General features: G+C 54.6%; 18 protein-coding genes and 1 pseudogene. 10 read left to right on the top strand and 9 right to left on the bottom strand.

What is annotated here, in order from left to right; translation table 11 throughout:
* The first annotated feature begins 126 nt into the window (after window positions 1–126).
* Together mutS and D5366_RS07865 are read left to right on the top strand one after the other, a co-directional pair.
* Entirely contained in the window at window positions 127–2,745 is a 2,619-nt protein-coding gene (mutS, locus tag D5366_RS07870; protein ID WP_141493008.1) for a DNA mismatch repair protein MutS, read from the top strand.
* A complete protein-coding gene (locus tag D5366_RS07865; protein WP_373317499.1) occupies window positions 2,742–5,657 on the top strand; it encodes a [protein-PII] uridylyltransferase in 2,916 nt (971 codons plus the stop codon). The genes mutS and D5366_RS07865 overlap by 4 nt, the downstream gene beginning before the upstream one ends.
* Here D5366_RS07865 and D5366_RS07860 read toward each other — a convergent pair.
* Window positions 5,654–7,360 (bottom strand): tetratricopeptide repeat protein, encoded by a 1,707-nt coding sequence (locus D5366_RS07860; RefSeq protein WP_141493007.1) that lies wholly within the window; start codon window positions 7,358–7,360, stop codon window positions 5,654–5,656. The genes D5366_RS07865 and D5366_RS07860 overlap by 4 nt on opposite strands.
* Before the next feature lie 131 nt (window positions 7,361–7,491).
* On the opposite strand from D5366_RS07860, the gene D5366_RS07855 reads away from it, so the two are divergent.
* From D5366_RS07855 to D5366_RS07830, 6 genes and pseudogenes are all read left to right on the top strand, one after another.
* Window positions 7,492–7,809: a hypothetical protein gene (locus D5366_RS07855; protein ID WP_141493006.1), complete on the top strand. Its 318-nt coding sequence runs from the start codon at window positions 7,492–7,494 to the stop codon at window positions 7,807–7,809.
* A 64-nt stretch (window positions 7,810–7,873) separates the two neighbouring features.
* On the top strand, window positions 7,874–8,899 hold the full coding sequence (locus D5366_RS07850) for a hypothetical protein (protein ID WP_141493005.1): 1,026 nt from the start codon (window positions 7,874–7,876) through the stop codon (window positions 8,897–8,899).
* Window positions 8,900–8,921: 22 nt separating this feature from the next.
* Complete coding sequence (gene thrC / locus D5366_RS07845) at window positions 8,922–10,319, top strand: threonine synthase (protein ID WP_141493004.1); 1,398 nt, start codon at window positions 8,922–8,924, stop codon at window positions 10,317–10,319.
* A 74-nt stretch (window positions 10,320–10,393) separates the two neighbouring features.
* Complete coding sequence (locus D5366_RS07840) at window positions 10,394–11,671, top strand: M16 family metallopeptidase (RefSeq protein ID WP_141493003.1); 1,278 nt, start codon at window positions 10,394–10,396, stop codon at window positions 11,669–11,671.
* Window positions 11,668–13,001, top strand: a pseudogene (locus tag D5366_RS07835) (TldD/PmbA family protein). The gene D5366_RS07840 and the pseudogene D5366_RS07835 overlap by 4 nt, the downstream one beginning before the upstream one ends.
* Window positions 13,002–13,158: 157 nt before the next feature.
* Window positions 13,159–14,094, top strand: a complete 936-nt coding sequence (locus D5366_RS07830; protein WP_141493002.1) for a Tim44 domain-containing protein — start codon at window positions 13,159–13,161, stop codon at window positions 14,092–14,094.
* A gap of 152 nt (window positions 14,095–14,246) precedes the next feature.
* On the opposite strand, the gene D5366_RS07825 is transcribed toward D5366_RS07830, so the two are convergent.
* From D5366_RS07825 to D5366_RS07815, 3 genes are all read right to left on the bottom strand, one after another.
* Window positions 14,247–15,212 (bottom strand): heme o synthase, encoded by a 966-nt coding sequence (locus tag D5366_RS07825; RefSeq protein WP_141493001.1) that lies wholly within the window; start codon window positions 15,210–15,212, stop codon window positions 14,247–14,249.
* Window positions 15,209–16,414, bottom strand: coding sequence for a heme-copper oxidase family protein (locus tag D5366_RS07820; protein ID WP_141493000.1), 1,206 nt, complete (start codon window positions 16,412–16,414; stop codon window positions 15,209–15,211). Before D5366_RS07820 ends, D5366_RS07825 begins: the two co-directional genes overlap by 4 nt.
* A gap of 132 nt (window positions 16,415–16,546) precedes the next feature.
* Window positions 16,547–17,203, bottom strand: coding sequence for a class I SAM-dependent methyltransferase (locus D5366_RS07815; RefSeq protein ID WP_141492999.1), 657 nt, complete (start codon window positions 17,201–17,203; stop codon window positions 16,547–16,549).
* A gap of 5 nt (window positions 17,204–17,208) precedes the next feature.
* Here D5366_RS07815 and D5366_RS07810 point away from each other — a divergent pair, with 5 nt between their 5' ends.
* The gene (locus D5366_RS07810) at window positions 17,209–17,571 is read left to right on the top strand and encodes a hypothetical protein (protein ID WP_141492998.1); all 363 of its coding nucleotides are present in this window, start codon (window positions 17,209–17,211) and stop codon (window positions 17,569–17,571) included.
* A gap of 12 nt (window positions 17,572–17,583) precedes the next feature.
* On the opposite strand, the gene gshB is transcribed toward D5366_RS07810, so the two are convergent.
* The 5 genes from gshB to uvrB all read right to left on the bottom strand — a co-directional run bounded on the left by gshB (window position 17,584) and on the right by uvrB (window position 24,154).
* Window positions 17,584–18,567 carry a glutathione synthase gene (gshB, locus tag D5366_RS07805; RefSeq protein ID WP_141492997.1) on the bottom strand — a complete coding sequence of 328 codons (984 nt, stop codon included), beginning with the start codon at window positions 18,565–18,567 and terminating at the stop codon, window positions 17,584–17,586.
* A gap of 418 nt (window positions 18,568–18,985) precedes the next feature.
* Window positions 18,986–19,480, bottom strand: coding sequence for a transcription elongation factor GreB (gene greB / locus D5366_RS07800; protein ID WP_141492996.1), 495 nt, complete (start codon window positions 19,478–19,480; stop codon window positions 18,986–18,988).
* Between the two features lie 145 nt (window positions 19,481–19,625).
* The gene (yiaY, locus tag D5366_RS07795; protein ID WP_141492995.1) at window positions 19,626–20,777 is read right to left on the bottom strand and encodes an L-threonine dehydrogenase; all 1,152 of its coding nucleotides are present in this window, start codon (window positions 20,775–20,777) and stop codon (window positions 19,626–19,628) included.
* Window positions 20,778–20,979: 202 nt separating this feature from the next.
* On the bottom strand, window positions 20,980–21,876 hold the full coding sequence (locus tag D5366_RS07790) for an aldose 1-epimerase (RefSeq protein ID WP_141492994.1): 897 nt from the start codon (window positions 21,874–21,876) through the stop codon (window positions 20,980–20,982).
* A gap of 52 nt (window positions 21,877–21,928) precedes the next feature.
* Complete coding sequence (gene uvrB, locus D5366_RS07785; RefSeq protein WP_141492993.1) at window positions 21,929–24,154, bottom strand: excinuclease ABC subunit UvrB; 2,226 nt, start codon at window positions 24,152–24,154, stop codon at window positions 21,929–21,931.
* A gap of 138 nt (window positions 24,155–24,292) precedes the next feature.
* Between uvrB and D5366_RS07780 the strand changes: the two genes are divergently transcribed.
* Entirely contained in the window at window positions 24,293–24,712 is a 420-nt protein-coding gene (locus D5366_RS07780) for a hypothetical protein (protein ID WP_141492992.1), read from the top strand.
* The last annotated feature ends 120 nt before the right edge of the window (window positions 24,713–24,832 follow it).

The raw sequence follows: 24,832 nt of genomic DNA, 5'->3' as shown, positions 1-24,832 counted from the left end.
GACATCAGCCAACCGGTTCACACCGCTTCTGTGAATCGGTATTCAGCACCCTTTCATACACATTTGGAGATCGGACCCATCGGTTCCCTCAAGCCCCCGTCGTCAGCCGCCAAAGCAACACCCGCTATGGCCCAGTGGTTTACCCTCAAAGAACAAGAGCCAGAAGCACTGTTGTTCTTTCGTATGGGAGACTTCTACGAGCTCTTCTTTGCGGATGCCCAAGCTGCGGCTCATGCGCTTGACATTGCCCTGACGGCCCGTGGCTCCCACGATGGCGAACCAATCCCAATGTGTGGTGTTCCAGTTTCTGCCGCGCCCGCATACCTTGCCCGCCTCATACGCCGTGGCTTTAGGGTCGCCGTCGCTGAGCAGACACAAGCTCCGCAAAAGGGGCAAAAAGGCCCCTTACCCCGTGCCATTGTCCGCGTTGTCTCCCCCGGCACGTTAACGGAAGATGAACTCTTAGAAGCCGGACGGGCCAATCTCCTCGTCGCAATCGCCCCATCACCGGAGCGTAGCAAAGCGCAGCAACTCGGCGCTGCGTGGATTGATATTTCAACGGGTGCCTTCGAAACCGCAACCATAATGCCCGACGCTTTGCCGGAATTGTTGGCAAGGCTCGATCCGGCAGAAATTTTATCTGTTCCGGATCTAATTCCACCTGAACACTCAGAGCGTTTAGCCCCTGTCCCGGGCATTCCGTCACTCGACAGCGCCCGCACGCACATTGCCCGTGCATTTGAAGTTGCCCAGATCGAAGCTCTAGGTGATTTTACGCCCGAACACATCGTGGCATGCGCTATGGTCCTTGGCTACGTACAGCGGAGCCAAGCAGGCGCATTGCCGCGCCTTTCTCGTCCGACGACACAAGGCTTGGACGGCGTTCTCGGCATCGACCCAGCGACCCGCCACAGCCTTGATATTCTTCGCACCCGTGATGGCGAGAGCAAATACAGCCTTCTCGGAGCAGTCTCCCGCACAGCCACTGCTGCTGGTTCACGGTTACTTGCGGAGTGGCTTTCATCACCTTTGACGAGCGCTTCAGCCATCACGGCACGTCAGCAAGCTTGGCTATGGCTCAACGAGCAGACACCGTTAAATGATACGCTCGCGCTTATTTTTCGCCGCACACCTGACATTGCGCGCGCTTTAGGGCGCCTATCCGCTCAGCGCGGTCAGCCACGTGACCTTGCCGCTCTACGCGATGCCCTCATCGCCGCAGACGATATAACGGCCGCCTTACAACCGCTCTGCGACGAAACCACCCCCACCGCCATACGCGAGCTTTTTGGTGCTCTTTACGGCCGGGCTGAAGGACTACTTAACCGCCTTCGCTCAGCACTGGCCGAAGAATTGCCCGCAAGATTGGATGATGGCGGCGTCATCGCTGAAGGTTACGACGCGGAGCTCGATCATTTTCGCACTCTGCGCAACAATAGTCGGCGCGTTATCGCTGCCATGCAGGGAGAGCTCAGCACAAAGCTCGGTATTAATACCCTCAAAATCAAACACCATGCTCAGCTCGGCTATGTCATTGAAGTGCCTGCAACGCACGGCGCAAAGCTGAGGGACAATCCTGCGCTCTCGTTCCGTCAAGGCACGGCGAGCCTCGCGCGCTTCTCAACAGAAGAACTCGCCGAACTCGATCAGGCCATTCTGGAAGCAGCCGAGAACGCCTCTCGTAAAGAGCGTGCCCTCTTTGATGCGCTGTGCACACAAGCCCTCGAAACACCAGCTTTGGAAGATGTCGCAGCAGCGTTGGCACAACTCGACGTCCTACGCTCCTGCGCACTACTGGCGGCTGGAGGAAACTGGTGCTGCCCAACAATGACGGAGGGGACAGATTTTACGCTAACAGCCTGTCGCCACCCCGTTGTGGAAGCCGCGTTAGCAGAATCTGGCTCGGCAGATGCGCGCTTTATCCCCAACAACTGCTCCTTGGAGCCTGATCAGCGCGTTATGCTCCTTACTGGCCCGAATATGGCTGGTAAATCAACATTCCTGCGCCAAACGGCTCTGGCTGTGATCCTTGCCCAAGCTGGCCTGCCCGTACCCGCCAAAAATGCGACAATTGGCGTTGTCGATCGGCTTTTCTCCCGCGTGGGTGGGGCAGACGATCTGGCACGCGGACGATCCACTTTCATGGTCGAGATGACCGAAGCAGCCGCGATTCTTAATCAGGCCGGCCCTCGCTCATTGGTCGTTGTAGATGAAATTGGCCGTGGCACATCCACGCTTGATGGCCTCGCCATTGCGTGGGCCACTTTAGAGGCCCTTCACGGGCACCTCGGCGCGCGCACTATTTTTGCAACGCATTTCCACGAACTGACTGCCCTTACAGACGCCTTACCCCGCTTGCAGGCCTGCACGATGGCAGTGCGCGAGTGGCGCAACAAAGTGATTTTTCAGCATGAAGTAAAAGCCGGAGCCGCACGCAAAAGCTGGGGCTTACACGTTGCGCGTCTGGCAGGCGTACCATCTAATGTCATTGACCGCGCATCACGCCTATTGACGACACTGGAGCAACAACACGCCCAGAGCCGCCCATCACTGCCTCTCTTTGACATGGCTTTCTCCGAACCAGCAGCGGAGGAAATGCCCCTTGATGCAGTGCCAATTTCACAACCCACCGATGCACTACGCGAAAAGCTCGACGCTCTTGACCCGGATTCTCTTACTCCGAGAGATGCTCTCGCGACCCTTTATGCGCTCAAAGAACTGGCCACGCGCGGAGACAAGACTTGAAAAACGCGACAAAATCGGGCGAAGATCAGACTCTTCCCGCTGATAAGCTTACGGAAAAAACCCTGTCCGACTCGCGCTCCCATCGCCTCACAGGCGACACTCAGCTTCTCTCCCCATTGTATACGCTGCTCGAGCAATTAGGCTCACAGCCGGACACGGACGAACTCCGCTCGGCCGAGAACGACATCTCGCGTGATGAAATTCTTATGGTGCTGCGCCGCCATCTTGGCGCGGGACAATCCGAAATTCGTGAAGCTTTTGAAAAGCGTCGCATCAGCGGGGTGGCCGCGGCGCATGCGCTTGCAGCCCTCACGGATGAGGCTATTCGCGGCCTCGTGGCCTTCGCTGAAGCACGGGCAGGCACGGCCAACACCACACCCCAAGACCGTCTTTGTCTTTGCGCCACGGGTGGTTACGGTGCGGGCCTACTCGCACCATTTAGCGATATCGACGTTCTCTTCCTGACTGATGAAAATGCCTCCGCCGCCGCGACGGCACGTATCGAATTTATTCTCTACATATTATGGGATCTGGGTCTGCGCGTAGGCCACGCAACGCGCTCGCTATCCGCCTGTTTGAACGATGTCGGAACAGACATTACGATCCGCACAGCACTGCTTGATCTACGCCCACTTTGCGGCAATCTCGAGCTTGCAGCCCAACTGCGCAGCCGCCTGAGCGAAGATTTACAAGAACGCACCCTCGCCAGCTTCATTGACGGCAAAATCGAAGAGCGCGGTCGCCGCCACAAACGCCTTGGCGACTCTTTTTCAATGGTCGAGCCGAACCTTAAAGAAGGGCGCGGCGGTCTACGTGATCTTCAAACCTTAAACTGGCTTGGCCGCGCCGCATTGGGCTGTCCTTTGCCCCTGACGGGTTCAACCGAGGCTGAGGAGACGGCATTTCCCCCTTCCCACGGCCCGTCTTTTGTATCCCTCGGTTTTTTAACTGACCGGGAAGCCCACCGTGCCCGCCGCGCATGGAACTTTTTTTGGACCGTCCGTCTTCACCTGCACTACATTACAGGCCGTGCTGAAGAACGACTGACCTTCGACGTCCAGCCCATTATCGGTGGCCGAATGGGTTACGCCACACATGGCCGACAACGTGGCGTCGAACGCTTTATGCGACATTACTTCCTCACCGCCCGGGACGTTCTTCGCCTCACATATCTGCTTGAACCTATTGTCCTTACCCATTTAGAGACGCGCCAACCCGGGGCAACATCCCTGACAGAACAAGGCCCTGAAGGCTTCAATATGATCGCCGGGAAGCTTTTCCCCGGCGCACATATGGATTTCGCACAAAATCCTCGCCTCATGTTCCAAATGCTGGATTGCGCACGACGACATGAATGCGAAGTTCACCCCCTTGCTCTGCAACAGCTTATCCGGCACGAAAAATACGCTATTTCTCTGCGTGATGACCCGGAAACGGCCCGCCTGTTTCTTGAACTTTTAAGAGCCCCAAGTAACCAGCCTGATAAAGCCTCTCCCTTCTGGCTCCCCATCCTAAATGACACGGGGCTGCTGGGACACTTGCTGCCTGACTGGTCGCGCGTAGTCGGTCAGATGCAGTTTGACAGCTACCATATTTACACCGTCGATGAGCACATAATTGAAGCTGTACGCATCCTTGGTGAAATTGAAGCGGGCAGCATGGCTGACGAAATCCCGCTGGCTTATGAACTCACCCGTGACCTCTGGTCACGGAAGGCTCTATACGTCTCCGTCCTGCTTCACGACATTGCAAAAGGGCGCGGTGGCGATCACTCCGAAATTGGGGCAGAACTCGCGCTTGATATTTGTCCGCGCCTTGGCTTGGACCCGGAGGAAACCGATACTGTTTCCTGGCTTGTGCTCCATCATCTTCTGCTCTCACACACAGCCTTCACACGCGATATAGACGACCCGCGCACCATTCTGGACCTCGCCGATACGATCCAATCGCCAGAGCGGTTAAAATTACTATTGCTGCTCACCATTGCGGATATGCGGGCCGTCAGCCCCAAAGTCTGGAACGCTTGGAAAGCCACTTTGCTCCGTGAATTATACTCCCGCGTGGCCGAAGTGCTTGAAGGAGGGATGGCCGCCTCTGAGCAGGACGTCCGCGTTGCTCACGCACGGCAATTGGCCCGTGAGAACCTGCTACCTCTCCTGCCGGAAGACAGCGTCAATCAGTTTCTGGACCTAGGCTACCCTAGCTACTGGCTAGGCTTCGATACTGAGACTCACATCCGACATGCCCGTATGGTCCACGATTCTGATCGGTACAATGCACCCATTACCGTTGAGGCCACCCCTATCCCTGATCGGGGGGTAACGGAAATGACCATTCTCTGCGCCGATCATCCCGGCCTCTTCTCCCAAATTGCAGGGACGATTGCAGTCGCAGGTGCCTCTATTGTTGACGCGCGCATCCACACTCTAAGCGATGGAATGGCGCTCGATACTTTCTGGGTACAAGACAGAAATGGCTGCGCCTTCGAAGACCCGCACCAGCTAGGCCGCCTCAATACATTGATCGAGCAAGCGCTTTGTGGGCGCTTGAACATCGCTCAAGGTTTGGAAGAGACGCATCGTTTCGGTATGTCACGCCGCATGCGTGCAATCCATGTGCCGCCACGCGTCGTTATCGACAATGCAGCATCCGATCGGCATACGATTATCGAAATTAATGGCCGCGACCGCCCCGGCCTGCTGCACGACATCACAGCCACTTTAAGCAAAGAAGCACTGCAAATTGCTTCGGCACATATTACGACTTACGGCATGAGAGCCGTGGACGTGTTCTACGTTAAGGACCTCCTCGGCCAAAAACTCCACGAGCCAGAGCGTATCCGGCACATTCGCGCCGTGCTCCTCAACTCCTTAAAAGCTGATCCCGTCACGACCACGGCCAGCACCGTTTAACGCTGAGTCCGTTTCCACTCATGCAGCGCGCAGGCTAGGTCGTCTAATACAGGCGGCCAGCATTGCGGCGGTGCAGTCGCCATTCTTGGTTGGAAAATGCGCTGGCAACTTTCATACCAATCATTCTGGCGCCAGCGCCAGTCACCACCAAAACGGTTCACGAGCCACAGCGGCCGCCCTAACGCACCAGCAATGTGCGCCGCCAAAGTATCAACTGAAACAACCAAAGCGCAGCGCCCTGCGGCACGCAGCAAATCCTCAAGCGTTTCCAAGGCCGGCTGTTCGCAGCCATCCCAAGGCGGCACACGTTGCAAGGACACAAAACGTACCCCTTCAACGCCGCGCAAAACCGTCAATAGCTCCCTTGGCACGGACCGTCGGCGGTCAAACCGGTATCCTTGCCCACCAGAAAAGCAGACCCCAACACAATAAGCCTCCGGCTGCACATTTACAGACAGGTAAGGCACTGGGGCGGGCTTCCCCTCCCGCAACACGGCTGGCAAACTTAAAAGGCTTATATTCGCTGCGACAGGACCTTCAGCCTCCAACAGGCGCTCCTGCGGTAATGCGGGCATGAAACGCGCCAATTCTGCGAACGCCCCACGTAGACGAACCGGCCTCCGTTGCACGACCTCCTTCAGGTAGCGCATAAATTGGACTTGATCACCCAAACCTTGTTCGGCCGTCACCGCCACAGGCTCCACACCTGACGAGCCATCCCACTGGGGCACATCCTCCGCCTGAGGAAGCAGTAGTCGCCGCGCCTCAAAATCAGACCACCCCTCAGCATATCGCCCCTGAGCAAGCCTGAGCACAGCACGGTTATAAATGCTTTGTACCTGCAAACGACCTACCTCACGCTGTGCCAAAGCATCATACGCAGCCTCAGCCTTTTGAGTATGGCCGAGCTCTTCCAAGACGGTCGCCAAATTATTTAAGACAACGCCATTATGCGGCGCATTCACAAGCGCACTGGAAAAATCGTCTTTTGCGGCCTCTAGTTGCCCTAGTGCCATGCGGACCAGCGCGCGCGTATTCAGTGTTTCAGGGGTTTGCGCGCCTCGCTTTATTGCCTGCTCTAAGGCCCGCTCTGCTTCATCCAGCAATTCTGGCGCGCTTAAACTGGCTTCATAAAGCGCCGCTCCCAAATTGGCCCAAACGCGCCCGTCAGCAGGTTGCCGCTCCAGCGCGCGACGGAAACAAACGAGAGCAGCCTCAACCGATCCCGTTTGCAGGTGCAATTCTGCCAAGCGGGTCAAAATAGGCGCATCATCAGATGCCAAAGTTATCGCATATTCTAACGTTAACCTGCCCTCTTCAACCCGCCCAAGAGCTATAAGCGCCTCTGCCAGACCGACCGACGCCCGCGGATCACAGGCATTCAGCGCACGAGCAACAACAAAAGCCGCTCTCGAGGGCTCAGCTTGCCCCTGTGCAAGCAGGGCCGCGCCTAATGTGATGTGATAAAGTGCTTTATCTTCATCGCTCATCTCCTTGCAGCGCAAAGCGCGGCCAACAAGCGCAATAGCAGATGCTTCGTTGCCATGTTTCCGTGCGTGACACGCCAATGCGTGCCATGCTGCTGCATGCTCTGAGTTCTGCTCCAAAATACTTCTTAAGACTATTAAGGCTTCTTGGTCGTTGTTGAGAGCAAGACATTCCAGCGCATGTTGCGTACGCTCATTTACTGTTTGGTCAAACATTATAAAAATGTCTCTGAATTTTCGTAATGAATCGCGTGCATTTCACTTTAAGCAACAATCATTAGCACTTTGTTTACGGAATTAAGGGCACTCTACAGAAACATTAGGATGCTATCCAAGGAAATTACCTTATGTTTCTTGAACAGAAAACTGGTTCCGCTCCAGGCCTGATCTTCGCAACAATCCGCCAAGGCGCAACAACACGCACCTTCGCCGTTGAGGTACGCAAAACAGATGCAGGCCATTTTACTGCATTAATGCCTGATCACCGCTGGTCTGTTGAATGCCTCACGGAAGATGCAGCCCTGCTAATGCACGCTTCGGTACTGTTCCCAACTGAGCACGCCCAGGCCCCTTGGCTTTCAAATCCGCACCCTGCACCGCGCCCCATACAGCCCAGAAAAACCAGTGCACAACTGCAAAAGGCCGATGAGGTGTCTCTCGCTTAAAAAAAGCCGAAATATCTGGCATTTTCGCTTGCCAAATTAAGGCGAGAGGACAATCTTTTTGCGCATGAGACATGCTGTTCATTTGCGTAATATACTTGCGTCCTGCGTTCTTATTGGGGCTTCGGCTTTTCCTCCTTTGGCGGCAGGAAAAGATATTAAATCCCCGCCAATGGCCCCTCTTCCTGCCAAAGTTGTGCAGGATCTGTCGTCCCCCGGCCTTGCCCCTTACTCTCTTAAAACACTCAGCGATGGCCGCTGGATAGGACTGGATGCAGATGGAAACCTGCTCCACGTCAACAATGATGGCAGCACTACTCCCGTTGCCCTTACATCTGATGGCACAAACGCCTCACTGCATTTTACAACACTCACAACTCAAGGTTCAGAAATCTGGGCAGTCACGACCGGCAGTAACCCAGAACTCGTAAAACTCACCGCGGAAGGAGCTGTTCAACAGCGCCTTTCGCTGACAGGTACGCTGCGCCCTGAGAGCAATATCGCTGCATTGCAAATGCACGGTGAAACGGCTTTCCTAGCCGATGAAGGCGCCCCAGCCATCATTGGGCTCTCGCTCAAAACAGGCAAAGCCCAGCGTTTTCTTCCAAACGATGCCTCACTTATCGGACGCAGCCCGTTGCGTCGGCATGGCGTTGTGCAAGTAGATGCCAAAGGCATCCCGAGCACTGGAGGAAATGTTCGTTTCCTTCTTCAAGACCCGAACCAGAAATGGCTCTTTTACGGCCCTTTATGCAGCCCGCTCTATCGTATTGACCCCAACCTTTTCACTGATCCCAACTTTACGCCGGTAGAGCAGTTTGAAGGCATCAATGAGTGGTGGCACCCCACCAGCATCGGTGGAATCACCATCTTGCCGAACGAAACATTCATCTCAGCCGACATTGACCGAGGCTCCCTATTGGCATTCGGCCCGAGTCGTCTTCCCCAAACCTTACTTTTGGACCCGCGCCTGTTACAAAGCGAGGGGATAACAAGCCTCCCTGCATCGCAGAAACCAACTGCCCCCCTTCAAATTGCCGTTCAAATCATAGAAAATGACATGCCGCATATTCTGCGCATCGCCTTGCCATAACTCAGCGTGATACAGTCCTGACATGCGTTACCGATCGACACGGGGTAGCCTCAGCGCCAACGCCCCGAACTTCGCCGATATTCTCCTCGCTGGCTTAGCCCCTGATGGCGGTCTCTTCATGCCGGAGAGCTGGCCTCAAATTGACGCTGCTACGCTGCGTGAATGGCGCGCCCTGCCCTACGCAGACCTCGCGGCTGAAGTCATGGCCCCTTTCACTGCTGGGGCAATTGATCGGGACACGCTCCGCACTATGGCGCGCGACGCTTACGGACGCTTCGCACATAAAGCCGTCGTTCCTTTGGCTGAAGTAGAGCAAGATCTATACGCCTTGGAACTGTTCCACGGTCCTACCCTCGCGTTCAAAGACATGGCCATGCAAATGCTTGGTCGTCTCTTTGATCATGTGCTGACACAGCGTGACCAACGCGTCACGATCGTTGGGGCAACATCCGGCGATACAGGCTCCGCGGCTATTGAAGCCTGCCGTGGCCGTGAGCGCCTGCAAGTCGTCATTTTGCACCCCAAAGGCCGAACGTCTGACGTACAACGCCGCCAAATGACGACGGTACAAGACGATAACATCCTGAACATCGCGGTCGAGGGTGACTTCGATACGTGCCAAGATATCGTTAAGGCCATGTTTGCGGACACATCTTTCCGGGATGAAGTTTCGCTCTCGGCAGTTAATTCCATTAACTGGGCCCGTATCGCCGCGCAAATCCCATACTATGTGCGTTCAGCACTGGCTCTTGGCGCGCCAGACCGCGAAATATCGTTCGCTGTTCCCACAGGGAACTTCGGTAATGTGCTCGCAGCTTGGGCTGCAAAGCAGATGGGGCTGCCCATTCGTCAGCTTTGCGTGGGTTCAAACCGCAACGACATCCTCACACGCTTTTTGCTCACCAACGATATGAGCGTCCGCGGGGTTGAGCCAAGCCTCTCGCCCTCAATGGATATTCAGGTTTCGTCTAATTTCGAACGTCTTTTGTTTGAAATGCTCGACAGAGACTCCGAACGCTGTGGCTCCATCATGCGGGAGTTCCGTAGCTCAGGGCGCATGAACGTCCCACAAGACGCTTGGGAGCGCATTCGCACACTCTTCAACGGCAAAACACTCAACGACGAAGAAACCAGCGCAGCCATGCGCCAGTTCTATGCTGAAAGCCAATATCTGGCCGACCCGCATACAGCCATTGGTCTCGCCGCAGGTCGTGCGTTCCAAGAGCCCGGCATCCCCATGATTGCTGCGGCAACAGCCCACCCTGCGAAATTCCCCGCCGCAGTTCACGCAGCAACGGGCCTTGACGCCCACCTACCCCCTCATCTAGCGGACTTGCACAGCCGCCCTGAGCGGTATGACAGCCTGAGCAGCGAGCTGGTAACAATCCAGAACGCAGTCCGCGCTCACATTAATCGCTAGTTCGCCTTCACTCCTGCATGTCAGCTTTAAGCCCGACATGCAGGGTTTTTCTCCCTCGGTTACAAGTACACTAAATGCCTCATTCTCTCCCCGACACCATTAATGTCACAACTCTCGATAACGGCCTGACAATCGTCACTGAACGGATGGACCGTGTCGAAACTGTCTCATTCGGCGCATATGTCTCCATCGGCACGCGTGATGAAACAGCCGAAAATAATGGTGTCTCGCACTTCCTCGAACACATGGCGTTCAAAGGAACTGAACGGCGTTCAGCCGTCAGAATTGCAGAAGAAATCGAGAATGTTGGTGGGTATATCAATGCTTACACAGCACGAGAGACGACGGCTTATTACGTCAAACTGCTGAAAGATGACCTTGCCCTCGGGGTCGACATCATAGGCGATATCCTCACGCACAGCACCTTCCTTGAAGCGGAGATCGAGCGCGAACGCGGCGTCATTCTTCAAGAAATCGGGCAAGCCAACGACACGCCTGACGATATTATTTTTGACCACTTCCAAGAACAGGCTTTCGCGGATCAGCCCATGGGCCGCCCAACGCTCGGCACAGAAGAACTCGTCGCGAATATAACGCGCGATACCCTTATGGGCTATATGCACGAGCACTACACCACACATAACATTACCATTGCAGCAGCAGGCAACCTGCACCACGACGAAGTGGTAGCCCTCGTCAAAACTCATTTTGCTGACCTGCCAACGCATAATGCGCCTCAAACGCGCCATGCTGACTATACGGGTGGGGACCGCCGCACCGTCAAAGAGTTAGACCAAGCGCATTTGCTGTTGGGCTTCCCATCCGTCAGCTACAAAGACCCGGACCACTACCCGGTCATGATCCTTTCAACTCTTCTGGGTGGGGGCATGTCTTCACGGCTTTTCCAAGAAATTCGGGAAAAGCGTGGCTTGGTCTATAGCGTTTATTCCTTCGCATCCCCCTTTAATGACAGTGGCATTTTCGGAATTTACGCTGGAACAGGCGAAAAAGAAGCCGCTGAACTTGTGCCTGTGATGATCCACGAACTGCGCCGACTACAAGAAGGCCTCACTACGGAAGAATTGAATCGCGCACGCGCCCAGCTCAAATCATCCCTCCTGATGTCTCAAGAAAGCACAAGCAGCCGCTGTGAACAGCTCGCCCGCCAGCTTCAAATTCATGGCCGCGCTATTGCAACAGGCGAAACCATTGAGCGCATTGATAATGTAACAGAAGGCGATATTCTGCGCGTTGCAAAAACGCTCTTCTCCGGCACTCCGACCTTTACGGCAATGGGGCCAATCGCCCAAGTACCGACGCTTGCCGACATCACAACAAAGCTTGCCGCATGATTGATACTACCCCCGTCGAAGCGCTCTTGGATGCTGCAAAACGCCACGGTGCTGACGCAGCAGATGCTCTGCTCATCCGCGATGAGTCCACCTCAGCTCTGGTGCGCTGTGGTGCACCCGAGGGCATAGAGCGCTCAGAAAGCGTGCGCCTTGGCTTACGCGTCTTCAAAGGGCAACGCTCTGCAAGCGTGTCCACCACACTGCTCGACGCGGACGCGTTTGAGCAGCTGGCGGAACAAGCCTGTGCAATGGCGCAGTTCGTCCCGGAAGACCGCTTCGGGGGTTGGCAGAAAATTGCCTGAAAGGCCGTTACGATGCCACAGGCCTAGACTTAGACGACCCCACAACCCTGAGCATGGACGCCTTGCTGGAACGCGCCAAAGAGACAGAATCAATCGCGCTCTCGCATAACGGCATTACAAACTCCAGCGGTGCGTCCGCAGGGCAAGGTCGCAGCACGATTGTACTTGGGACCAGCGCTGGCTTTACCGGAGCGTACCAACGCTCAAGCCACTCCCTCAGCACAAGCGTTCTGGCGGGCAGCGGCGCCTCCATGCAGCGTGACTATGCTTTTCACAGCGCCACGCATTTCAATGACCTTGAGAGCCCCCAACTGATCGGAAACCGTGCTGCGGAGCAGGCCCTAGCGCGCCTCAACCCAACACGGCCACGCACCGGCACATACGACGTTATTTACCATCCCCGCGTAGCAGCATCCCTCATTGGGCATCTCGTCTCCGGCATTAACGGCGCGGCCATAGCCCGCGGCACATCCTTTCTCAAAGATGCTTTATATCAGCGCATCCTCCCCCACGGTATGGACGTAAAGGATGACCCTTTCCTTCTGCGCGGCCGAGCATCCAGACCCTTTGATGGTGAAGCCTGCCTTCCACAAGCACTGAACCTCGTGGAAGACGGTACGCTCCAGCATTGGCTGCTCGATAGTCGCAGCGCGCGGCAACTCAACTTGACGAGTAACGCAAGAGCAAGTCGCGGCACCTCTGGCCCACCGTCTCCCAGCACAACAAATTGCTATTTGACCGCTGGAAGCCTCTCACCAGAAGCCCTAAGAGCCGACATTCGGGAAGGCTTTTTGATTACTGAGCTCATGGGCTCTTCCATCAACATGCTTACTGGCGACTATAGCCGTGGTGCATCAGGCTTCATGATCCGTAATGGTGAAATTGCAGAGCCTGTTGCTGAAGTAACGATTGCTGGAAACTTAAAGTCTATGTTTGCCGCATTGGTTGCGGCCAATGATTTAGAGTTCAGGTCAGGTATTAATGCGCCGAGCATTCGGATCAATAATATGAGCTTAGCGGGCGCATAATAAGTTAGAGGCTCCCCAGCGCAAAGGGGGCCTCTTTTTTACGGGTACAATCTCAAAGAAACAGGCAAAATGATAAGAAAATTTTGTCTACCTTCTTTCTTTCTGCCATGATCTCCCTACATGTTACAGTAGTAGTGAGACCCTTTGGAAGGATGATATGTCCCGTTTACGTTCAGTCGCGCTTGTCGCTGCCCTTCTTTGCGCTGTTGGCGCGGCCGACGCACGTCCCGGTGGCGGGTCTTCCCTTGGGAGCCGTGGTTCACATACATGGAGCGCCCCACCTCGCACCAACATAACACCGGGCTGGAGCCGCCCCATGGACCGCTCCATGACGCCCTCTCCCAACCCAAACACTTTTAACACGCCCAACCAAGGCTTCAACGCAGCCCGCCCTGCGGTCCCCCCTTACAATACAATGGGTGCACGTCCGTCCTTTGGTGCGCGCCATCCGTTCATGACAGGCTTTGCCGGAGGTTTCCTCGGCGCGGGTCTTTTCGGAATGTTAAGCGGACATGGCTTCTTTGGTGGCTTCACAGGCGGCACATCCCTGTTCGGGTTTTTGCTGCAGGCGCTCATTTTAGGCGGCTTGATTATCTTTTTGCTGCGCTTATTCGGCAACCGTTCCAAAGCCAACAATGGCGCCACCCCGAATAGCGGAGCCTTTAACGCGCCGCAGAGCAATGCTCCATACACGCCAACCAACGAAGATTATACCGCCTTCCAGCAACTCCTGCTGGATATCCAGTCGGCTTGGAGCGCACAAAACATGCGTGCCCTTTCCAACCGCAGTACACCGGAAATGGCGGGTTACTTCAACGAGCAGCTTTCTGAACTCGCCAGCCGTGGCGCGCGCAATATCGTCTCGAACGTTCAGTTTCAGCGCGGCGACCTGTCAGAAGCTTGGCGTGAAAATGGTCTGACCTACGCCACCGTAGCCATGCGCTATAGCCTTACTGACGTAACGACAGATAATTTTGGTAACGTCATCGACGGCAGTTCGACCGACATGCAGACCGTTACCGAACTCTGGACCTTCGTCCGCGCGGATGGCAGAGGCAACTGGATCCTATCCGCCATTCAACAAGCCGGTTAAACCGGCTTAAGCAAAAGCCTTGATCCGTTAAAGACGGATCAAGGTAATAACATACAGCACGACAACCAAGGTCACCACGCCGCCGATTAAGCCAATGACCCGGCTCTTTTGACGCCTCGAGGCGGGGCAGTCCTTCTGCTCTTGCAAATGCGTCATCCTAATAAAACCCGATCGACGAGAAGACCACAAAACAGCAGGAACAGGTAAGCAAGCGAGTACCTGAAGGCAAAGCGCGCTGGCGCGTCCTTTGTCAGGCTCACGCCTTTTTCATCCTGCTGGTCACGAAGAACGCGTATGGCGCAGCCGATGAAACCCAAATCCAGCATTACCGTCGAGACCGTGTAAAACCAGCCGCATTCATGCGTGAAGGATGGTGCCAAAGAACACGCCGTCAAAATGAAGGTATAGAGCAATATCTGCCAACGCGTGTGCCTCGCCCCCTTCACGACGGGTAACATCGGCACACCTGCAGCGTCATAATCTTTACACGCGTAGAGTGAAAGTGACCAAAAATGCGGCGGTGTCCACAAGAACACAATGGCAAACATTGCTACCGGCAAAACAGATAGACTGTTCATGGATGCCGCCCAACCAATCATCGGAGGGAAGGCACCTGCCGCCCCCCCAATAACTATATTTTGAGGCGTGCGGCGCTTAAGCCACATTGTGTAGATTACGCTGTAGAAAAAAATCGAAAAAGCCAGAATGCCTGCTGCCAGAACATTCGTTGCCAGCCCCAGTATAATGACGGATATGACGGACAGCACAACACCGTAGAGCAGAGCACCATCAGCACTCATTCGGCCGTCAGGTATAGGACGGGTCGATGTGCGACGCATCACGGCATCAATATCACGATCGTACCACATATTGATCGCGCCGGCCGCACCCGCTCCGATACAGATACAAAGAATTGTAATGATGCCCAACGGAATGGACGGCCATTTCGGAGCAACAGCCATACCAGCTGCTCCGGTGAAGACAACCAGCGAAATGACACGAGGCTTTAAAAGGGCCAACCACTCGCGGAGAGATGAATCCCCCTCCGCACCGGGTTCCGCTAAAACAGCGACGAAGGGTCGGTCACGCAGCGCCCCTAAAGCAGATGCTCCGCTCATAAAGCCGCACCCGAACGCTTGAGGGACTGAAGGCGCATCGCACGGCCCAGCAGAATAACGCCAACAGCCACGAACCCTAAAAGGCTGAGCCCCATTATGCCCTCTCCCCAGAACGCGAAAGAAGGCACCAGCGAGCAGAGCGCCCCAAGCATCGTCATTAATGCGTGGGAGCGGCACAACCAACCCGGGACACGACCGCCTGATGTTGTTTCCAGCCACGCATAAAAGCCGCCACAAACCGCCATGATGCTCCCGAACGCCACCGCAGGGTGGCTACCAGCACCAATAAGCAAAGAAGGCCCCCAGCCTGCCGTCATGAGCGCCAGCGCACCGATGCCCCAATAAGCCTTGTCGCTCACCGCGCGGCGCGCCGCCCACAGGTCACTGACAAGAGCGCCGAGCATGACAACAGCTGGAAGCAACTGTGTGCCCCAAGCAATCATCTGCAACGTCAGAAGAGAATGCGGGGTAAAGAGGCTATCTGTCCAAAACAATGGACCCGCGACCGCCGACACACCAAAAGCATGGGGCGCAACACGCTGCGTCAACGCCCCTTTGCTCGCGGGGAAGAGACAGCAGATCAGACCCAGAGCAGGCACTAACATTAGCGCAACTTCAGGCGTTTGCAGGACACGTGCCAAAGCCTGCACAGGCAGTTCTACGGCATAACCGCCATCAGCGCTTAAGCTTGAAACACCCATATGCGTGATCATTGCCGCGAGCACAGGAGATGTCACGACAATCCCGCATGCCGTAGCAAGCAAAGACCATACGAAAGGTGTAAGCGCGCTGAACCGGACTGAACGTCCTTCCAAAGCCGTTACGATAATATCCACCGCCACGCACAGGCTACCCGCTGCCCATAACAGCAATGATACCAGTGGCAACACAGGTAGAAAGACCACGCCCGAAGACAGCAGCGCAAAACCAAGGAACGATGCCCCCGGCAGGAGTGTGCTCTCTAATCCTAACTCTTTCGGGAGCAAAAACTGCCCGAACCCACCCAACACAGCAGGCACTACGACGAAGAAGGACATTAAAATGCCATGGCAGAGCGCGATTCCGGGTGTTGCAGCGTAACCCGCCCCCGGCAGCGCAAGAATTCCACCCAACAACCCAGCGAAAAGTGCCAGCAGTAAGTAGGCTATACCCAGCTTTTGCACAGAAAAAGCTGGGCGGGATTTAAGAGCCGAAAACAACATGATCGCGCAGTCTGTCCTTCTTCAAGGCACCCCAAACGTTGAGGTATAATGACAGCGAGCGTCGGAAGTCTCGGCGCCGACTCTCTTCCAGTCAGTGCCAAACGCCGATCAGGCGACCAGGGCTGCAAAAAGTTATTTAGAACCGTCGTGCGGTAATGTCACGAGTGTAAAGAACCCCATAGGCGGCACAGGACGAATACTTGCCCGCGCCAAGTCCTCTGGCGGCAGCAAAGTCTCAATTGCAAAGTCCGTATTCCACCCCAAAGAACGCGATGCACGAGCTGTACCGCGTTCAATGGCCAGCCGCAGACCGCCCTGCGCTAAAAAGTGATTTACAAAAAGAATATGCCCACCCGGACGGACAATCCGCTTCAATTCTTTCAGCAAACGATCAGGGTGTGGCACAACAGAGGCAACAAACATTGCAACTGCAATGTCAAAGCTATCATCTGCGAAACGGGTTGCTTCTGCATCCATTTCAACCAGATCATCAATATTTGTCAGGCCCTGCTGCAATACCCGCATACGGGCGCGCTCAAGCATATCTTCTGACAAATCGATACCGGTGATACGTTTGTTCTGATTATAGAACGGTAAAGCCAAGCCAGTACCGACACCAACCTCAAGAACGCGCTCCCCCGGTAGTGCATTGACCTCAGCCACTGCACGCTTGCGTCCCATGCCTGAAACACGGCCAAATACGGTATCATAAACACGTGCCCAACGGCGGTACGCCGCTTTCACGGCATCAGCGTCAAGCGCAGAACGTGGTGATGAAGGTGAGGACATACGTGATGAAGCCTTCTGTCTCCGCTCTTCGTCCGACTGACAAAGAGGCAATGGGGGCGGTTCGTTGGCCTCTTCTGCCCTTGTCAGGGGGCTTCTGGCAAGACATGGTGTGTCTTACAGGCTGTCTACAGCTCTATTTTATTGTAAAAAACCACAGATTAGGAGCTAGCGTAACGATGCTGAACATCTTTCTGATCTGTTTTGTGGCCGTTATCTGGCCTAGTATCTACTATATCTACTTTAAAAGTGATCTAAAGCCGTGGCTTCACAACAAGTTGACGCGCGACAAGCTTCCCAAACCCACAGCAGAAGAATTTAAAGAGGCTTACCCCTTCGAGCGGGATGAAATAACCCCGCCCAAAGAGTAGCTTCAGCCGTAATTAGGTACCCAAGCGGCGCTCGATTGCGTCCCAGATCAGACCGGCACTGTTGATCCCATCAAACCGGTCTAATTCCTGCAAGCCTGTCGGGGACGTTACGTTGATTTCCGTCAGCCAGTTTCCGATGACATCAATGCCCGTGAAAATCAGACCGTTATCGCGCAGATAAGGGCCGATAGCGTCACAAATTTCACGGTCACGCTCGGTTAAATCCACGCGTACAGCGCGGCCGCCAACATGCATGTTGGAACGTGCTTCACCCTCCGCAGGGACACGGTTGATAGCACCAATCGGCATGCCATCCACCAAAATGATCCGCTTATCACCCTGACGAACAGCAGGCTCATAGCGCTGAATCATTAGGGGTTCGCGAGAGCGTGCAAAATGCATTTCCATCAGCGACTTCAGGTTCTCGTCACCTGGCTTGATTCGGAAAATACCTGCGCCACCATTCCCGAACAGCGGCTTAACGATAATATCATGATGCACCGCACGAAACGCTTCAATATCTTTCGGGCTCCACGCAATCAGTGTCGGCGGCATGAGATGCGGAAAATGCGTTACTAACAGCTTCTCGGGAGCATTTCTCACCGATGCCGGGTCATTAACGACAAGTGACCGCCCCTCCCCAACACCGTGCACATGCTCAAGCAGATGCGTGGCTGTAATATAGCCCATGTCGAATGGAGGGTCCTGCCGCATCAGCACAACATCTGTGTCACCAAGGGGTAATACCTCCTCCGCGCCAAATGTTGCATGGTCCCCTTTTTTACGGCGCACTTCCACCGGCCTTGCCCGTGCCCTTAATCTGCCTACGGGGTCATCCGGGTTTCCCTCAGAAAGGCTCAACTCCGTAACAGGGTAAACCCAAAGCTTATGCCCACGCGCTTGCGCCTCAAGCATCAAAGCGAAAGTCGAGTCTCCGTTGATATCAATATGCTCAAGCGGATCCATTTGCACAGCGACGCGAAGAGATGCGGCCATTTTTCATTACCCTGAACCGTGGTGAACGCAGCATGTCTGCGCTTCTTGTTTCTCTACTGTAGAGCAGAACCCGCATGACGGTAATTGTCTAAAACCATGAAAATCTCTCTGAGAGCCTTTTCACCCTAGTATTACGCTATTGGGACAAAACCCAACGCAGCGTGCCAACACTTTCATAACCGCCACATAATACAAAAACTTGGACCTGCACCCTCTTCACGGGCCGTTTTTGTGCGCTCAGTTTGCGCAACGAGCCTTTACAAACAAGACTACGCCCTTTCCGCCCAAAGCAGCGCAACAGAACCACCTTAACTTGGCAGTTATCGATAATTACCCGGGGAGTTCCGAGGTGTAAATTAGCTCATTCATTATATATTTCTCGAAATCCAACAACAAAACACTTCGAAATTACTGCATATTACATATCTGGATATTGAATATTCAGCACCTCGATTTCGACTTGTCCACGAGGGGTCTGTAAAAGGGCAACATCTCCCACGCGAGTTCGCATCAAAGCGCGTGCAATAGGAGATACCAAGCTAACCTCACCCCGGCTCAGATCCGACTCATCAACACCGAGAATGGTCACTGTTTGCTCAACGTCATCATCACCGACATAGGTCACTGCGGCTCCGAAAAAGACGCGGTCCCGCACAGTTTGTGCAGCGGGGTCAACAATAACGGCGCGCTCCAAGCGTTTTGTTAAAAACCTGAGGCGTCGGTCAATTTCGCGCAGGCGGCGCTTTCCGTACTGGTAATCTGCATTTTCAGAACGATCTCCGTTGCTCGCCGCCCATGAAACAATCTCCACAACACGAGGACGCTCCTCTTGGGCGAGGGCTTTAAGTTCTGCCCGCATGGTGTCCGCCCCCTGCGGAGAAAGATAATCTGATAATGCCGTTTTTTCTGCCATTCTGGCTCACCCACGCGTATGCAACATCCAAAGACGCTAACGGCGCCACTCTGCCAAACAGAGAAGCGCCGTCAACAATTCACCTACTTTGAATATAGAACGAGGAACCGTAAAGCTTTTCCAAACGACTATCCGCACGCTTACGCTAAAGCGCTGCTGCAAACAGTGCCTCAATCTCGCCCTGCGTTCCTTGCCGAGGGTTGGTCGCCGCACAAGCATCTTTGAGAGCATTTGCTGCTAATGTCGGAATATCTTCACGTTGAACACCCAGTTCCGCCAGTCCGGACGGGATATCCAAATCTCGGGCCAACTGGCGGATAGCGACAAGGCATGCCTCAGCACCAGCCTCATCCGTCAAACCATCAGTTTTCTTACCCATCACTTGCGCAACATTGCTCAGCCGTGCCGCGCACTGCGTGGCATTATAGGCTTGGACATGGGGCAGCAGGACCGCATTACACACGCCGTGCGCCAAATTATAAAAACCACCCAACTGATGCGCCATAGCATGGACGTACCCTAAGGACGCGTTGTTAAAAGCCATGCCCGCCAAAAATTGCGCGTAAGCCATTCCCTCGCGGGCAGCAATGTTATGACCGTCTTTATAAGCCGCCCGCAGATGCGTTGAAATAAGTTTGACGGCTTGCAACGCACAGGCATCCGTTATTGGCGTTGCAGCCACGGAGACATACGCCTCAATCGCGTGGGTGAGAGCATCCATACCCGTAGCGGCCGTCAATTGAGGTGGCATCCCAACCATCAAGGCCGGGTCATTAACGGATAGAATGGGTGTTACATTCCGATCAACTATCGCCATCTTCACATGGCGCACTTCATCCGTAATGATGCAAAAGCGCGTCATTTCGCTGGCCGTGCCAGCTGTAGTATTCACCGCGACCAAAGGTAATTGTGCTTTACCTGATCGGTCTACGCCTTCGTAATCCTCAATTTTTCCACCATTCGTTGCCAGTAGAGCAATGCCCTTGGCGCAATCGTGAGGCGACCCTCCGCCCACAGATATAACGAAATCACACGCAGCCTTCATCGCGACGGCCAAGCCTGCTTCGACGCTTGCAACCGTCGGGTTAGGCATCACACCGTCATACACAGTGCTATTGATGCTCTCACTAAGCAGCAATTCTACGATGTGAGAGACGATGCCACTCTTCACCAAAAAGCCGTCGCTCACGATGAGCGCATGCTTGAAGCCGTACCCTTTTACGGCCTTTACAGCATCGGCCAAACAGCCAGCACCAGACATGTTGACGGGAGGGATATAAAACGTTGTCGCGGCCATAAATGGCTCCTGCGCTTACCAAGGTTGCCCGCTTTGCAAGAGAAAGCCGCAACACCCCAAAATGTAAGACCGACTTATTGTAGCGCGGCCCTACATGCGTCTGGGGACGTTACGAACCTCCCTGCCGGACAAGACCAGCTTAGCCTCTCACCTCTACCGACCTTTGATGTATATCAACCCGACTACATTTCAGCTTGAAGGATTACCCAGAGCGCTTAACACGAAAGCGCATGGTACCCCCCACACGTCCCGCAGGTTTAAGAACGTGCAGACCACGCCCAGCAATTTCGGGATGGTTAATAGCATCTGTCATATTCGTTACCGGCTCTACCGCTACAAACGGGCCGTCTGGTGCGGTAAATACAACCACATGCCCAAATACCGGGTCCGCCTCAATACGTATGGTCAGCCCGACATCGGGACGCACCAACTCAGCTTCGCCCTTGAAGCCGCTGAAGCAATTATCGATAAACCGCGCATGAGCGTCGACAGGCTGAGTAAAAGACCACTCATTTTGTGTTTTTTCCTGCCGGACAGGCAGCCCGTTTTCGTCCGTCACCCAAGCGGCATCCGCGTCAAAACGCAGTGTCGCGGGCCCTTGCGCCGCTAAAAACGGATGGAAACCAAACCCAACAGGCTGCTCGACAGTATCTAAATTTTCGACCACCATTTCCACAGCCAAACCATCGTTGTGCAACTGGTAAATCAAAGCCGCACGGTAAGCGAAAGGCCATTGCCGTTCATCCGCGCGTGCTTCAACATTCGGGCGATGCTCAAGGACAAGGACGGCGTGGCTGTCTGTTTTATGCGCCACAGTCCAAGGCAGCTCCCATGCATTGCCATGGATGGTGTGCGGGTGTTCGCCCATGTTCTTATCGAGTTGATATGTCTGCCCGTCGACCTCAAAGCGGCCATTAGCAATACGATTGGAATAAGGGACTAGGGGATAGGCTCCTACTGCCTCTCCCTTCTGGGCTTTTAGGTCTGGGTTGCCCACGGGCAGGAACACGTCTTCTCCATCAAATTTCCAGACGCCCATTGCACCGCCCAATTCCGGAAAGAGAGTTACCGTATTGAGGCCTTTAGTCAGCTCGATCATGAGGGTTTGTACCTTTTTCCAACGTCACATTTGTACTGATTAAGTGGCGGAACTAGCGCTTCTTACGCGCTTGCCCACCCCGCTTCTTTGCGGGATCATATCCGCCACCACCCGGGCCTAATGGCACGGGACCAGATGCTTTTGTGTTTTTCTGATAACCCGGGCGCCCAGCGGTCGAGGTTGGGATCGGTGGTGGCTCCAACCCCATATCAATTGCTTCAAGACGCCGGACTTCATCACGCAAGCGCGCCGCCTGCTCGAAGTCCAAATTAGCCGCAGCGTCGCGCATTTGCTTCTCAAGCTCCTTAATCGTCTCCGGTAAGGACTTGCCGACAAACTCCTGCGTGTCTTTGGCTTGGTCGGGCGCGACCGTCACGTAATCCTGCTCAAAAACAGACGACATGGCATCGCCAATACGCGAGCGAACCGTTTGAGGCGTGATGCCATGCTCTTCGTTAAAGGCCATCTGCCGGGCACGACGCCGTGCGGTCTCCTCAATGGCAAAGGTCAGGCTGTCTGTCATTTTATCCGCGTATAGCAGCACCCGGCCGTCGACATTACGTGCAGCGCGGCCAATCGTCTGAATGAGCGAAGTGCGAGAGCGCAAAAAGCCCTCTTTATCGGCATCCAGAATAGCGACCAGTGCACATTCGGGGATGTCCAGCCCCTCACGCAGTAGGTTGATCCCGACTAATACGTCAAACGCTCCGAGCCTTAAGTCACGAATAATCTCAATTCGCTCAAGCGTATCGACGTCCGAGTGCAAATAGCGCACCTTGACGCCTGCCTCGCCCAGATACTCCGTCAAATCTTCCGACATCCGTTTGGTCAATGTCGTGACCAGAATGCGCCCGCCTTTCGCTATGGTCGCACGGATTTCGTGCAGAACGTCATCAACCTGTCCTTCAACAGGGCGAACATCTGTTACAGGGTCGATCAAACCAGTAGGGCGAATGATTTGCTCCGCAAATACACCACCTGTTTGCTCCATTTCCCATGGGCCGGGCGTCGCTGAAACACACACTGTCTGCGGGCGGAATGTATTCCACTCGATGAAAGACAAAGGCCTGTTATCCATGCAGGATGGCAAGCGGAACCCGAAATCTGACAAGACCGTTTTGCGGGCTCTGTCGCCGCGTTCCATGCCGCCAATCTGCGGCACTGTTACATGGCTTTCGTCCACGATCAGCAAAGCATCTTCGGGCAAATACTCAAACAGTGTAGGAGGCGGATCACCCGGTCCACGCCCAGACAGATAGCGCGAGTAGTTTTCGATCCCCTTGCACACGCCGGTCGTTTCAATCATTTCAAGGTCAAACGCCGTCCGTTGGGACAAACGCTCAGCTTCAAGGACTTTTCCTTCAGCCTGAAATTGCTCCAGTCGCGTTTTAAGCTCCCGCTTAATACCGACCATTGCCTGATTCAGCGTTGGGCGTGGCGTAACATAGTGAGAATTTGCATAGACGCTGATCTCGGCAAGATCCGCCGTTTTATTCCCCGTGAGCGGATCAAATTCGATAATCTGGTCGATTTCATCACCAAACAAAGAAACGCGCCATGCGCGGTCCTCATTCTGCACCGGGAAAATATCGACCTGCTCCCCCCTCACCCGGAACGTTCCGCGCTCGAACGCCGCGTCATTGCGCCGGTATTGCAGCTCAACCAGCGCCTTGATCAGCTTTTCGCGGTCTATTTGCCCGCCGACCTCAAGGCGCACGACCATTTTGGAGTACGTTTCAACCGAACCAATACCGTAAATACAAGACACAGAGGCAACAATGACAACATCGTTGCGCTCCAGCAGCGCCTGTGTTGCTGCGTGGCGCATTCGGTCAATCTGCTCGTTAATCTGACTATCTTTTTCGATGTAGGTGTCAGAACGCGGTACGTAAGCTTCGGGCTGGTAATAGTCGTAATAAGAAACAAAATACTCGACCGCATTATCCGGGAAGAACTGCTTCATCTCCCCGTAAAGCTGGGCCGCAAGCGTCTTGTTTGGTGCCAGGATTAAGGTCGGTTTCTGCGTGGCCTCAATGACTTTTGCCATTGTGAATGTTTTGCCCGAACCCGTGACCCCCAACAAAACCTGATCCCGTTCCCCTTGCTCAACCCCTTTTACAAGTTCGGCAATAGCTGTGGGTTGGTCACCCGCGGGATCATAGTCAGACTTGACGACCAAACGGCGCGTTTTGGGTTTTGCCGCCTGCCTCTCCGGCCGGAAGGATGTCATGACCGGCATCGCAGCAAGTCGCTGATTTCCAGAAGTCTTTTTCGCCATTCTTTCTGACACCACCCATACCTTCGGCAAAACTGCCTGACAGGAAACATATTGATCAGAACAGCGTTTTTCCAAGTGCTATCTGGCCAATTACCCGCTGGATATGCTGATCGATGCACAAAATATGAGGAAACGGCCATGGACGTCCAAACAATCGAACGGGCCTACAGCCAGCTTCAGCAGCAATCCCAACAATCCGCACAAGCTTTGCAAACCCTCGGCTCTAAACTGCAATCAGCCGCACAAGGTGGTGACCAGCAGGCGCGCGAGTGGTCGCTAGATCTGCGTGAGCTTGCCTTGGCGTTTCAGGCGGAGCAACAGCAGGTTGCATCTCTTCTGCAGCAGCTACACGCGGCGTTATCCAACGCCTCTCAAAATCAAAATTTCATTCCGCAAGATTACGCCCAGCAACCCGCCCCTGTGGCACCGGTCCAGCAGCCTCCTCAAGCGTCAAGCGGCGGGTTCTTCTCAAACTTCCTTAATTCCGGGTTCGCTCGTTCTGTAGAGGCCGGTGCCGGTTTCGCCATCGGCGATGACCTGATCAAAGACATATTCTAAAAAGCTATTGTGGCCTTACTCATTCGTAAGGCCACTTAGCAGAATTATAGTTTCATCCAGCGACTATCATCACTTTCAAATCAAACACTCACACCAAGATGGAATGACCATAGGGCTGCG

Source organism: Neokomagataea tanensis, from assembly GCF_006542335.1.
GTDB classification, from domain to species: Bacteria; Pseudomonadota; Alphaproteobacteria; order Acetobacterales; family Acetobacteraceae; genus Gluconobacter; species Gluconobacter tanensis.
Note: the sequence above shows the minus strand (reverse complement) of the source record. Positions and strands in the feature narration are given on the sequence as shown.

Coding starts and splice junctions, on each gene's coding strand:
- mutS (WP_141493008.1), top strand. CDS start 127: ATGGCCCAGTGGTTTACCCTCAAAGAACAAGAGCCAGAAGCACTGTTG.
- D5366_RS07860 (WP_141493007.1), bottom strand. CDS start 7,360: ATGTTTGACCAAACAGTAAATGAGCGTACGCAACATGCGCTGGAATGT.
- D5366_RS07855 (WP_141493006.1), top strand. CDS start 7,492: ATGTTTCTTGAACAGAAAACTGGTTCCGCTCCAGGCCTGATCTTCGCA.
- D5366_RS07850 (WP_141493005.1), top strand. CDS start 7,874: ATGAGACATGCTGTTCATTTGCGTAATATACTTGCGTCCTGCGTTCTT.
- thrC (WP_141493004.1), top strand. CDS start 8,922: ATGCGTTACCGATCGACACGGGGTAGCCTCAGCGCCAACGCCCCGAAC.
- D5366_RS07840 (WP_141493003.1), top strand. CDS start 10,394: ATGCCTCATTCTCTCCCCGACACCATTAATGTCACAACTCTCGATAAC.
- D5366_RS07830 (WP_141493002.1), top strand. CDS start 13,159: ATGTCCCGTTTACGTTCAGTCGCGCTTGTCGCTGCCCTTCTTTGCGCT.
- D5366_RS07825 (WP_141493001.1), bottom strand. CDS start 15,212: ATGAGCGGAGCATCTGCTTTAGGGGCGCTGCGTGACCGACCCTTCGTC.
- D5366_RS07820 (WP_141493000.1), bottom strand. CDS start 16,414: ATGTTGTTTTCGGCTCTTAAATCCCGCCCAGCTTTTTCTGTGCAAAAG.
- D5366_RS07815 (WP_141492999.1), bottom strand. CDS start 17,203: ATGTCCTCACCTTCATCACCACGTTCTGCGCTTGACGCTGATGCCGTG.
- D5366_RS07810 (WP_141492998.1), top strand. CDS start 17,209: ATGAAGCCTTCTGTCTCCGCTCTTCGTCCGACTGACAAAGAGGCAATG.
- gshB (WP_141492997.1), bottom strand. CDS start 18,567: ATGGCCGCATCTCTTCGCGTCGCTGTGCAAATGGATCCGCTTGAGCAT.
- greB (WP_141492996.1), bottom strand. CDS start 19,480: ATGGCAGAAAAAACGGCATTATCAGATTATCTTTCTCCGCAGGGGGCG.
- yiaY (WP_141492995.1), bottom strand. CDS start 20,777: ATGGCCGCGACAACGTTTTATATCCCTCCCGTCAACATGTCTGGTGCT.
- D5366_RS07790 (WP_141492994.1), bottom strand. CDS start 21,876: ATGATCGAGCTGACTAAAGGCCTCAATACGGTAACTCTCTTTCCGGAA.
- uvrB (WP_141492993.1), bottom strand. CDS start 24,154: ATGGCGAAAAAGACTTCTGGAAATCAGCGACTTGCTGCGATGCCGGTC.
- D5366_RS07780 (WP_141492992.1), top strand. CDS start 24,293: ATGGACGTCCAAACAATCGAACGGGCCTACAGCCAGCTTCAGCAGCAA.